11 protein-coding genes are annotated in these 10251 nt (G+C 67.0%); 3 read left to right on the plus strand and 8 right to left on the minus strand.

The window, feature by feature from the left end; genetic code table 11:
- Positions 1–113 precede the first annotated feature (113 nt).
- From thiE to L995_RS11065, 4 genes are all read right to left on the minus strand, one after another.
- On the minus strand, positions 114–1037 hold the full coding sequence (gene thiE, locus L995_RS11050; RefSeq protein WP_043791457.1) for a thiamine phosphate synthase: 924 nt from the start codon (positions 1035–1037) through the stop codon (positions 114–116).
- Between the two features lie 11 nt (positions 1038–1048).
- Positions 1049–1858, minus strand: coding sequence for a thiazole synthase (locus tag L995_RS11055; protein ID WP_016452920.1), 810 nt, complete (start codon positions 1856–1858; stop codon positions 1049–1051).
- A gap of 32 nt (positions 1859–1890) precedes the next feature.
- Positions 1891–2088, minus strand: a complete 198-nt coding sequence (gene thiS, locus L995_RS11060) for a sulfur carrier protein ThiS (protein WP_012205130.1) — start codon at positions 2086–2088, stop codon at positions 1891–1893.
- Positions 2089–2207: 119 nt separating this feature from the next.
- Positions 2208–3326, minus strand: coding sequence for an FAD-dependent oxidoreductase (locus L995_RS11065; RefSeq protein ID WP_074922885.1), 1119 nt, complete (start codon positions 3324–3326; stop codon positions 2208–2210).
- Between the two features lie 354 nt (positions 3327–3680).
- On the opposite strand from L995_RS11065, the gene thiD reads away from it, so the two are divergent.
- A complete protein-coding gene (thiD, locus tag L995_RS11070) occupies positions 3681–4562 on the plus strand; it encodes a bifunctional hydroxymethylpyrimidine kinase/phosphomethylpyrimidine kinase (RefSeq protein ID WP_046983938.1) in 882 nt (293 codons plus the stop codon).
- Between the two features lie 21 nt (positions 4563–4583).
- Here the strand turns inward: thiD and L995_RS11075 are convergent, their stop codons facing one another.
- Entirely contained in the window at positions 4584–5060 is a 477-nt protein-coding gene (locus L995_RS11075; protein WP_047471648.1) for an SH3 domain-containing protein, read from the minus strand.
- Between the two features lie 196 nt (positions 5061–5256).
- On the opposite strand from L995_RS11075, the gene L995_RS11080 reads away from it, so the two are divergent.
- Complete coding sequence (locus L995_RS11080; protein ID WP_047471650.1) at positions 5257–6036, plus strand: ankyrin repeat domain-containing protein; 780 nt, start codon at positions 5257–5259, stop codon at positions 6034–6036.
- A gap of 115 nt (positions 6037–6151) precedes the next feature.
- The gene (locus tag L995_RS11085; RefSeq protein ID WP_047471652.1) at positions 6152–8353 is read left to right on the plus strand and encodes a TonB-dependent receptor; all 2202 of its coding nucleotides are present in this window, start codon (positions 6152–6154) and stop codon (positions 8351–8353) included.
- Between the two features lie 194 nt (positions 8354–8547).
- Here L995_RS11085 and L995_RS11090 read toward each other — a convergent pair whose 3' ends face one another.
- From L995_RS11090 to L995_RS11100, 3 genes are all read right to left on the minus strand, one after another.
- Positions 8548–9333: a foldase protein PrsA gene (locus L995_RS11090; RefSeq protein ID WP_016446742.1), complete on the minus strand. Its 786-nt coding sequence runs from the start codon at positions 9331–9333 to the stop codon at positions 8548–8550.
- 81 nt (positions 9334–9414) lie between these two features.
- Positions 9415–9696 carry a BolA family protein gene (locus L995_RS11095; protein ID WP_013802780.1) on the minus strand — a complete coding sequence of 94 codons (282 nt, stop codon included), beginning with the start codon at positions 9694–9696 and terminating at the stop codon, positions 9415–9417.
- A partial coding sequence (locus tag L995_RS11100; protein WP_047471655.1) for a septation protein A occupies positions 9693–10251 on the minus strand: 559 nt, incomplete at its 5' end. The genes L995_RS11095 and L995_RS11100, both read right to left, overlap by 4 nt.

Consider the following 10251-nt stretch of genomic DNA (forward strand, 5'->3'; position numbering starts at 1 on the left):
ACAGGCTCCGTCGCCGCAGGGTGACGGCAAGGAGCCGTCCAAGGACTGAGCCAGGTGCACATGCAAGAAAGGGAGCAGATGCTCCCTTTTTTGATGTGTGGTCCCGCAAAGGCTCAGTTCGCAGCCTGCATGCTGGCAAGCAACTGCTGCGCCGCCGCTTCCGGGTCCTCGGCATTGACCAGTGCCCGCACCACGGCCACCGAGCCCACGCCAGTGGCGCGCACGGCCGGGAATTGGTCGGCCGAGATGCCGCCGATGGCCACCAGCGGATAGCGCTGCATCAGGCGCACATAGGCGCCCAGGCGCGCCAGGCCCTGCGGAGCCGTGGCCATTTTCTTGAGCGTGGTGGGAAAGACGGCGCCCAGCGCGATGTAGCTGGGCTGCACGGCATGGGCGCGCACCATTTCGGCGTAGCCATGCGTGCTCACGCCCAGGCGCAGGCCCGAGGCGTGGATGGCCTGCAGGTCGGCGCCGGCCAGCGCGTCCAGGTCCTCCTGGCCCACATGCACGCCATAGGCGCCGGCATCGATGGCCTCGCGCCAGTGGTCGTTGATGAAGAGCAGGGCGCCCGTGCCTTCCACGGCGGCCACGGCGGCGCGCACTTCGCGCGCGATGGCGTCGCGGTCCTCGGACTTGAAGCGCAGCTGCACGGTGGGCACACCGGCGCGGGCCATGCGGCCCACCCATTGCGCGTCGGGCAGCACGCCGTAAAGGCCCAGGGACCTTGGGCACTCCGGGAAGGCCAGTGCGGGATCGGCGCCCTCCAGGCCGAAGTCGCGCGGATCGTCGGGCCATAGCGTGGCCTCGAAGCGGCCCCTGCGCAGCGTCTGCGCCTGCCAGGCACAGGCCAGCGTCTCGGCGTCGATGGCGATGAAACCCAGGGCGCTGCAGGCCTGCAGCGCCGCAAGATAGGCCGGCTCCTGGCGCTGTGCCTGCGGTACGGGCTGCGAGGGCAGGGCGGAGCCTTCAGGGGCAAAGGTGGCGCCGTGCAGGCGCACGATGGCATCTGCCCAGGACTGGATGGAGTCGTTGCTCATGGCCGGTCTCCTCAGCCGTGGTGCCAGAACGGCGTGCCCAGCACGGGCGTGCTGGGCTGGGCGGCAGACTGCTCGGCCATGGCGCCGGCGCGGTGGGCGGCGTGGCCGGCATTCACGGCATCGGCAAAGGCGCCGGCCATGGCGACGGGATCTTCGGACAAGGCCACGGCCGTGTTCAGCAGCACGGCGTCATAGCCCCATTCCATGACCTGGCAGGCGTGCGAGGGGCGGCCCAGGCCCGCATCCACGATCAGCGGCACCTTCAGGCGCTCGCGCAGTGTCTGCATGGCATAGGGGTTGACGGGGCCGCGGCCCGTGCCGATGGGCGCCGCCCAGGGCATGACGGCCTGGCAGCCCACATCCACCAGGCGCTGGCACAGCACCAGGTCCTCGGTGGTGTAGGGCAGGACCTGGAAGCCGTCCTTGATGAGGATGGAGGCGGCCTCGACCAGGTTCAGCGTGTCGGGCTGCAGGGTGTAGTCGTCGCCGATCAGCTCCAGCTTGATCCAGGGGGTCTCGAAGACTTCGCGTGCCATCTGGGCCGTGGTCACGGCTTCCTGCACGGTCATGCAGCCGGCCGTGTTGGGCAGCACGGGCACGGCCAGCTTCTTGAGCAATTCCCAGAAGCTGGCACCGGTCTCGGCGGCATTGCTGCCCTGGCGGCGCAGCGAGGCCGTGACCATGGCGGGGCGGGCACGCTGCACGGCAGCTTCCAGCACGGCGGGCGAGGGGTAGCGGGAGGTGCCCAGCAGCAGGCGGCTGTCAAAGCGCTGGCCGTACAGGACCAGGCTGTCGTCGGAGGAAGGGGCGGAAGTCGTCATGGCGTGAGGCAATGGGAGAGTCGGATGGGGCATCAGCCGCCGGTCACCGGCGAGATCACTTCGAGGCGGTCGCCGTCGTTCAGCGCCTGTTCGGCATAGCGGGCCTTGGGCACGAAGACGGTGTTGATGGCCACGGCAAAGGGCGGGCGCGGCGCAAGCTGGGCCAGCGCGTCGGCCACGGTGGCTCCGTCGCTCAGTTCGGTCGCTTGCTGGTTGATGGTGATGTTCATGGCGGCTGAGGGGAAACGAAAGGCGGGTACGGGGGCTTGTTCGATCTTAGGCAGGGCCGGTCTTGTCGGCCCTGCATGCATGTCCGGTCTGTTGTGCGTGAAAGTGCCGTGCGTGCCGTTCAGGCGGCTGCCTTGTGCTGCGATGGCGCATGCTCGACGGCAACATCGAAGCGGCGGGCCAGTTCGGAATCGCCGCTGTCGAGCAGCTCCAGCACCACGTCCAGCATGGCCGGCGCGATCATGAAGCCATGGCGGTACAGGCCGTTGACCTCCATCACGCGCGGCGCGCTCCAGCGCACGGCCGGCAGATTGTCGGGCAGGGTGGGGCGGCACTGGGTGGCGATCTCGACGATGCGGCCCTCGGCAAAACCCGGATGCACGGTGTAGGCGGCGCTCAGCAGCTCCAGCGTGGAGCGCACGCTGGCCGGCGACATGTCGTCGGACTCGATCTCGGTGGCGCCGATGACGAAGAGGTGGTCCTCCTTGGGCGCAATGTAGATCGGATAGCGCGGATGGATCAGGCGCGTGGGCCGCTGCAGCGTGACCTCGGGCGCATGGATGCGCACCACCTCGCCGCGCACGCCGCGCAGCGCAGGCCACTGGCCGCGTGCGCCCAGGCCCCGGCAGTCCAGCACCCAGTCGGGCTGGCCCGGCGTGCCGGGACGGAAGTCGGCCAGCTCGCGCGGCTGGTTCCAGTGCTGCTCCACGCCCAGGCGGGTCAGCGTGGCGTGGAGCGCGGCCAGCAGCTGGCGGTTGTCGAGCTGGCCTTCGCCCTGCAGGTACATGGCCTGGGCAAAGCGCCGCTCAAGCGCGGGCTCGCAGTCGTGCAGGGCCTGGTCGGCCAGCGGCTGCAGCGCGGGAAGGCTGGGGTTGATGCGGCGGTTTTTCTCCAGCAGGCCGAAAAAGCGCTGGGCATCGCCCGCGTCCTGGCGGTGCCAGAGGATGAGGGTGCCGTTTTGCTGGAAGAACACGGGCGCATCGAGCTGGGCCAGCAGTTCGGGCCAGCGCGTCAGGCCGTGCTGGCCCATGCGCACCACGCCGGGCTCGGTGATGGCCGATTCGGCCAGGGGCGCGAGCATGGCGGCGGCCACGCGGGCCGCTGCGCCATCGCCTTCGGGGCCGTGGGCGTCGTATACGGCGATGCCGTGGCCGCGACGGGCCAGCGCCAATGCCAGCAGCCGGCCCATGAGGCCGCCGCCCAGAATGGCGATGCGGGAAGAAGCTTGTAGAACGGACATGTGCATCTGGTGGTCAAGTGCGCCCATGCCCGTGGGACTGCCGGCCGGCTGTCCGCGCACAGGGCATGTGCTGGACAAAACGCGGCGTACCACCCCGATTGATTGAAACTCCCCACGCCAGCATGACCTGGATCGGGTGCAGGGGCGCTGCGCGGCAAGGTGCCTGTGGTGCAGGCTTGTGCGGCAGGGGGCTGGTCGCCCCGGGGCCCCAGGGTGTTTCTCAGTCACGCATCGGCGAGGCGGGCCAGGCCCTGTTTCACCGACGGGACACCCCTGTTTCGTCCGTCAGCAGGCATTACAGCACATCCCGCAGCTGCCGGTATTGACCATGCGCATGGGTGATAATTTTCGCCCATGACTGCCGACCACTCCCCTTCGACCGCCGCATCCACCGAACCGGCTCCCGCCGCGCGCAAGCGCTATGCACGCGTGCTCATCATCGCGGGCTCCGACAGCGGCGGCGGCGCCGGCATACAGGCCGACCTCAAGACCTGCAGCGCCCTGGGCTGCTACGGCATGACGGCCATCACGGCCATCACCGTGCAGAACACGCTGGGCGTCAGCGGCATCCACGGCATTCCCGTGGACATACTGCGCGGCCAGATCGATGCGGTGGTCGAGGACATCGGCGCCGACGCCGTCAAGATCGGCATGCTGGCCACGCCCGAGGTGGTGCAGGTGGTGGCCGATGCCATCCGCCGCCACCAGCTGCGCAACGTGGTGCTCGACCCCGTGATGGTGGCCACCAGCGGCGACCGGCTGATTGCCCCGGAAACCGCCTCCGTGCTGGTGCGCGAACTTTTCCCCCTGGCCACCGTGGTCACGCCCAATCTGGACGAGGCGGCGCTGCTGCTGGGCCACTCCATTGATGGCATAGACGCACTGGACGGCGCCGTGCAGGAACTGCTGGCGCTGGGCGCGCCGGCCGCCTTGCTCAAGGGCGGGCACTTGTCGGGCGATCTGGTGGTGGACCTGCTGGGCCATGGCAACGGCCAGCGGCTGCGCCTGCAGTCGCAGCGCATTGCCACGCACAACGGGCACGGCACGGGCTGCACGCTGTCTTCGGCGATTGCCTCGCACCTGGCGCTGGGCCTGCCGCTGGAGACGGCCGTGGCCCAGGCGCGCGAGTACATCCTGGGCGCGATTGCGGCCGGTGCCGATGTGTTCACGGGCGCCGGCCACGGTCCGCTGAACCACGGCTATGCGCCGCGCGCGCAGGTCGTGGTCAACGGCTGAACGTTCGACGCAGCGCCTGGTTCACCAGCCCCAGGTCAGGCTGCGCGCCACCCAGCCCTTTTGGCCGTTGTCGCGCTGGACCTGGGCCCAGGAGCCCTGTTTCCTGAGCGTGCGCACCACTTCCATTTCAGCCAGCTTGCCCACCACGCGATGGTTCTGGCCCGGGCCGGCGCGCAGGTTGGCGGTGCGCCCGGTCACCACCATGTGCGGGGTCTTGCCGGTCAGCGGCGCATGCACCCAGCCCAGCGTGCTCTCGTTGTCCCTGACGCGCAGCCACTGGCCCTTGCGCTGCACCACCTGCAGCGGATAGCCCTTGCCCAGTTCCCACAGCGTGGCCGAGCGCGTGGTGGGCTGCTGCCGCACATTGACGCTGGCGCCCTTGACGCTGACGAACTCGCGCGCATGGGCGGCGGCCGGGGCCAGGGTGGTGGTGAGGACGGCGAGGGCGGTGGCGGCTGCGGCCATCCAGCGGGCGGCACGGCTTTTGTTGCAAGACACGGGAACAGGTCTCCTTTCGTTTGAGAAAGGCTGGCGCGCGAAGACTTTCCGGCGCAAGCCCGGGGAAAGCGCGTGGGATCAGGCGATGTAGCTATAGTTCCTGAATGAAACTGACGTGCGACGCCCCGGCTTCATGCGCAACCGGGCAAGCTTGCCTTACGCTTGCCGCACAACCGTGTTTTCCAGGAGGGCTTGTATGCACCATGCTGTTTCCCGATCCGGCGCCCATGTCCGGCACGTTGCAATCCTGACGGCCTGTCTTGCCGCGGGACTGGCGGATGCGCAGGGACAAGAGACGCAGGCGCAGGAGGCGCAGGCTGTGGCCACAGCCGCCGAGGGCCGCGATGCGGCCAGGGCGCAGGAGGGTGCGGTGAATCGCCCGGAATTCGGTCCCGCGCTGCTGGCGGCCGCCCAGGCCGGCGAAGCGCTGCAGGTACGCGACTGGCTCAAGCGCGGCGCACCTGTCGATGTGCGTGACCGGCAGGGCAATACGCCGCTGCTGCTGGCCGTGCGCGGCAACCATGTCGAGGTCGCGCGCTCGCTGCTGGTCCATGGGGCCAACCCCAATCTCAAGAATGACCTGCAGGACAGTGCCTATCTGCTGGCCGGTGCCCTGGGCCGCCTGGAGATACTGCGCATGACGCTGTCGTACGGCGCCGATCTGCAAAGCACCAACCGCTACGGCGGCACGGCGCTGATCCCGGCCTGCGAGCGCGGCCATGTCGATACCGTGCAGGCCCTGCTGGCCGCAGGTGTACGGGCCGACCATGTGAACCGGCTGGGCTGGACCTGCCTGCTCGAAGCCGTTTTGCTGGGCGACGGAGGCCCGCGCTACCAGGACATCGTCCGCCAGCTGATCGCGGCCAGGGCCGATCTCAATCTGCCCGACAAGGATGGCGTGACCGCCGTCGTCCACGCCCGACAGCGCAGCCAGCATGAGGTGGAGCGCCTGCTGCAGGAGGCTGGAGCGCGCTGATCGGCGCAAGCGAAAACGCCTGAAACCAGGGGTGATGCGCCAGATTCAGACGGGTCTGATTGCTTTGGAAAGGCTGCGTTGCAAATGATTCCCATTTTCAACGTGGATCTTTGCCATGCGCACAGCACATTTGCTATCTCGACCCTTCGTCTCCGGCCCCCAGTCGTGCCTTTTTTCGGTGTTCGCTGCGGCGCTGGTCACGCCCGCTTATGCGCAGGACGCCACTGCCGATGAGCGTCAGGTGCAGTTGGCGCCCTTGACGGTCTCCGGGCAGCGCTCCACCGGCTCGCGCACCGAGGCATCCGAATCGGCCAAATACGCCAAGCCGCTGCTGGATGTGCCGCAGACCATCACCGTGGTGCCCGGGCAGGTGCTGCAGGAGCAAAACGCCCTGAGCCTGCAGCAGGCGCTGTCCAATGTATCCGGCATCACCTTCAATGCGGGCGAGGGCGGTGCAGGCTCGGGCGACAGCATCAACATCCGCGGCTTCAGCGCCAACGCCAACCTGCAGATCGACGGGCTGCGCGACAGCGGGCAGAAGAGCCGAAGCGATCTCTTCAACACGCAATCCGTCGAGGTCATCAAGGGACCCAACTCGGTCTTCGGCGGCGCGGGCACCTCGGGCGGCAGCATCAACATGATCAGCAAGCAGCCCACGGCCCATGACTTCACCGAGGCCGACGCAGGCCTGGGCACGGCCAGCTACCGGCGCGTCACGCTCGACGCCAACAGGGTGCTGGCTGGCGGCAAGGCTGCCATGCGCCTGAACCTCATGGGCCATGACAGCAACGTGGCGGGGCGCAATGCCATCTTCAAGCGGCGCTGGGGCGTGGCGCCCTCGCTGGCCCTGGGGCTGAATTCGCCCACGCGCCTGACCCTCGGCTTCTTCCATCAGAGCGATGACAATCTTCCCGACTATGGCGTGCCGGCCTTTCGCGGCAAGATGCTCGAAGGCGTCTCGCGCAATGCCTATTTCGGCTGGCGCAACCTTGACCGCGAAAAGATCAGCCAGAATGCCCTGACCGCGAAGATCGAGCATGACTTCGCCTCGGGCGCCAAGCTGCAGAACCTCTCGCGCTACTCGCGGCTGAGCCGCGATACCGTGATCTCGGCCTCGCATGTCGATCTGAGGGGCATGCAGCCTGGCTACTACCGGCCCGCAGGTCCGCAGGCCTATGGCCGCGATGCGGCCACCACCCTGTGGATCAACCAGACCAACCTGACCCAGCGCTTCGACACAGGCGTGCTGGGGCATACGCTGGTCACGGGCTTCGAGATCGCACGCGAGACCTATGACCGTACCACCTCTTCCTACAACATCAACCGGCAGTTCCCGGCCGGCGGCTATCCGCTGGCCCGTCCGCCCGGATACTGGACGGGCACGACGGACTTGCAAAACAGCGGAAGGAACGAGACCAGCCTGGACACCCGCGCGCTGTATGCCACCGACTCCATTGCGCTGGGGCCGCGCTGGGATCTGAACCTGGGCCTGCGCTATGACTGGATCGACGGGCGCTCCAACGCCACAACGGCCGCTGGCGTGCGCACCTCGGTGGACAGTTCCGACGGCCGGCTCAGCGGCCGCACGGCCCTGAGCTTCAAGCCCGCCGACAACGGCCGCATCTACCTGGCCTATGGCACGGCCTTCAACCCCTCCGCGGAATTCCTGGTCTCCAATGGTTCCGGCCTGGATGCGGCCACGGCCTCGCTGGCGCCCGAGAAGAACACCAGCCTGGAGCTGGGAACCAAGTGGGATGTGCGGGACCGCCAGCTGGCGCTGACAGCCGCTCTGTTCCAGGTGGACAAGACCAATGCCCGAGAGCAGATGGCCGATGGCAGCTATCTGCTGGCCGGTGAGCAGCGCGTGCGCGGGCTGGAACTCGGGGCTGCAGGCAAGGTGACTCCGCAATGGGACCTCTTCGCCAACTACACCTTCATGGCCAGCAAGACCCTCAAGTCATTGAACGAGCCTGCGCGTGTGGGCCAGGCGCTGGGCAATACGCCGCGCCATTCGCTGAACCTGTGGACCACCTATGCGCTGCCGCAGGGCTGGACGGTGGGCTATGGCGCGCGCTTCGTGGGCACGCGCAATGTCACTTCGGCCGGCGACGGCAAGCTGTCCGCTTACTGGGTGCACAGCGCCATGGTCGGCTATGAACTCAACCGGCAATGGAAGCTCCGGCTCAATCTCGACAACATCGGCAACAAGGCCTATGTGGCCGGCGTGCGCCAGCGCCTGGGCGAGCAGTCGCGTTCTTCGGCCGTGGAGTACGGAGAGGGTCGCACGGTCAGATTGACCGCGCTCTACCAGTTCTGAGAAGCACGATGGCCTGGTTTCCGGTGCCGTGGGCGCCGGGACGCCGGGACAGGATGAATCAGGCTTGAATCGGGCTGCCCCCAGGGGCAGCTCTTTTCTTTGGCGGCCACCTTGCCTGGGGCAAAAAAAGAGCCCGCACAAGGCGGGCTGGTGATGGTCAGGCCGACGGCAAAAACCGCCGACACGCAAGCATCTTACTGGATCTTGGCCTTTTCGCGCAGCGATTCCTGGAATTGCGCCAGCTTTTGCTGTTGCAGCTGCTGCACGATCTGGGGCTTGACTTCCTCGAACTTGGGCAGTTCGGCCTGGCGCACGTCGTCCTGGCGGATGATGTGGTAGCCGAACTGGCTCTTGACCGGCTCCTGGGTCATGCCGCCCTTTTCGAGCTTGATCAGGGCTTCGGAGAACTCGGGCACGTAGTTGCCGGGGTTGGCCCAGTCGAGGTCACCACCACGGGCACCGGATCCGGGGTCCTTGGACTCCTTCTTGGCGATGTCTTCGAACTTCTTGCCGGCCTTGATCTCGGCAATGATGGCCTTGGCGCGGTCTTCCGACTCGACCAGGATGTGGCTGGCCTTGTATTCCTTGCCGCTGTTGGCAGCGACGGCCTTGTCGTACTCGGCCTTGGCTTCGGCGTCGGTCACGGGGTTCTTCTTCTGGAAGTCTTCGAACAGCGAGCGGATCAGGATGGTCTGGCGGGCCAGTTCCATCTGCTGCTTGTAGGCTTCGCTGTTGGCCAGGCCGCGCTTGTTGGCTTCCTGCATGAAGATCTCGCGGGCGATGACTTCTTCCTTGATCTGCCCTTCCATCTCGGGCGTGACGGGGCGGCCGCTTTGCTCGATCTGCTGCTTGAGCACTTCGGCGCGTGCCTTGGGCACAGCCTTGCCGTTGACGACGGCGATGTTCTGGGCCGAGGCGGACAGGGCTGCGGTGCTCAGCACGGCGGCAGTCACCAGGCTGGTCAGAAGCTGTTTTTTCATGCGAATTCCAGAGATGAAGGAAAAATTGATTCTATAGCGTGGATACGCAACAGGCTCCGAATCTTCGGAGCCTGTAAAAGTTCAAAGAACCTCGATGGCGATGGCGTGAGCGCCCTGGTCAATGAATTCTTGCAGCGCATCATACACAAGGCGGTGGCGTGCCACGCGCGGCTTGCCTTGAAACAAAGGTGACGCAATGCGCACGCGGAAATGCGTGCCGAAGCCGGTGCCGTTGGCTCCCACATGGCCGGCGTGCTGGTGGCTTTCGTCGATCACTTCCAGGTGATCGGGGGCGAGGCGCTCGCGCAGCACGGCCTGCATGGCTTCGGCGGTGATGGGCAGTGGATGGGCGGGTGCGCTCATGGCTGCTTGTCCTGTTGCACGCCGGACGGGGGCAGGGCGTCGGGCGTGGCGGCGGCTGCCTCGCCCTTGTCTTCCTGCATGAAGCGGCTCATGTAGATGGCCTGTCCGATCACGAAGACCAGCATCAGCCCCATGCCGCCGAACAGCTTGAAGTTGACCCAGGTGTCGGTGTCGAAGCGGTAGGCGATGACCAGGTTGAGCGCGCCCATCACCGCGAAGAAGGCTGCCCAGCTCCAGTTCATGGTGCGCCAGGCGTTGTCCGGCAGTTGCAGTTGCGCGCCCATGACAGAGCGCAGCAGGTTCTTGCGAAATACCAGCTGGCCAATCACCAGGGCGCCGCCCATGAGCCAGTACAGCACCGTGGGCTTCCACTTGATGAAGGTGTCGTTGTGGGCGAGCAAGGTGGCGCCGCCGAACAGCACGATCACGCCCAGGCTGACCCATTGCATGGGCTCGACCTTGCCATGGCGCACGCGCAGGTAGGCGATCTGCGCGATGGTGGCGACGATGGCCACGGCCGTGGCCGTGTAGATGCCCCAGACCTTGAAGGCGACG

This window comes from Delftia sp. ZNC0008, assembly GCF_000799035.1.
Taxonomy (GTDB): domain Bacteria; phylum Pseudomonadota; class Gammaproteobacteria; order Burkholderiales; family Burkholderiaceae_C; genus Comamonas; species Comamonas tsuruhatensis.

Coding starts and splice junctions, on each gene's coding strand:
- thiS (WP_012205130.1), bottom strand. CDS start 2,088: ATGAACATCACCATCAACCAGCAAGCGACCGAACTGAGCGACGGAGCC.
- thiD (WP_046983938.1), top strand. CDS start 3,681: ATGACTGCCGACCACTCCCCTTCGACCGCCGCATCCACCGAACCGGCT.
- L995_RS11065 (WP_074922885.1), bottom strand. CDS start 3,326: ATGTCCGTTCTACAAGCTTCTTCCCGCATCGCCATTCTGGGCGGCGGC.
- L995_RS11095 (WP_013802780.1), bottom strand. CDS start 9,696: ATGAGCGCACCCGCCCATCCACTGCCCATCACCGCCGAAGCCATGCAG.
- L995_RS11085 (WP_047471652.1), top strand. CDS start 6,152: ATGCGCACAGCACATTTGCTATCTCGACCCTTCGTCTCCGGCCCCCAG.
- L995_RS11080 (WP_047471650.1), top strand. CDS start 5,257: ATGCACCATGCTGTTTCCCGATCCGGCGCCCATGTCCGGCACGTTGCA.
- L995_RS11055 (WP_016452920.1), bottom strand. CDS start 1,858: ATGACGACTTCCGCCCCTTCCTCCGACGACAGCCTGGTCCTGTACGGC.
- thiE (WP_043791457.1), bottom strand. CDS start 1,037: ATGAGCAACGACTCCATCCAGTCCTGGGCAGATGCCATCGTGCGCCTG.
- L995_RS11090 (WP_016446742.1), bottom strand. CDS start 9,333: ATGAAAAAACAGCTTCTGACCAGCCTGGTGACTGCCGCCGTGCTGAGC.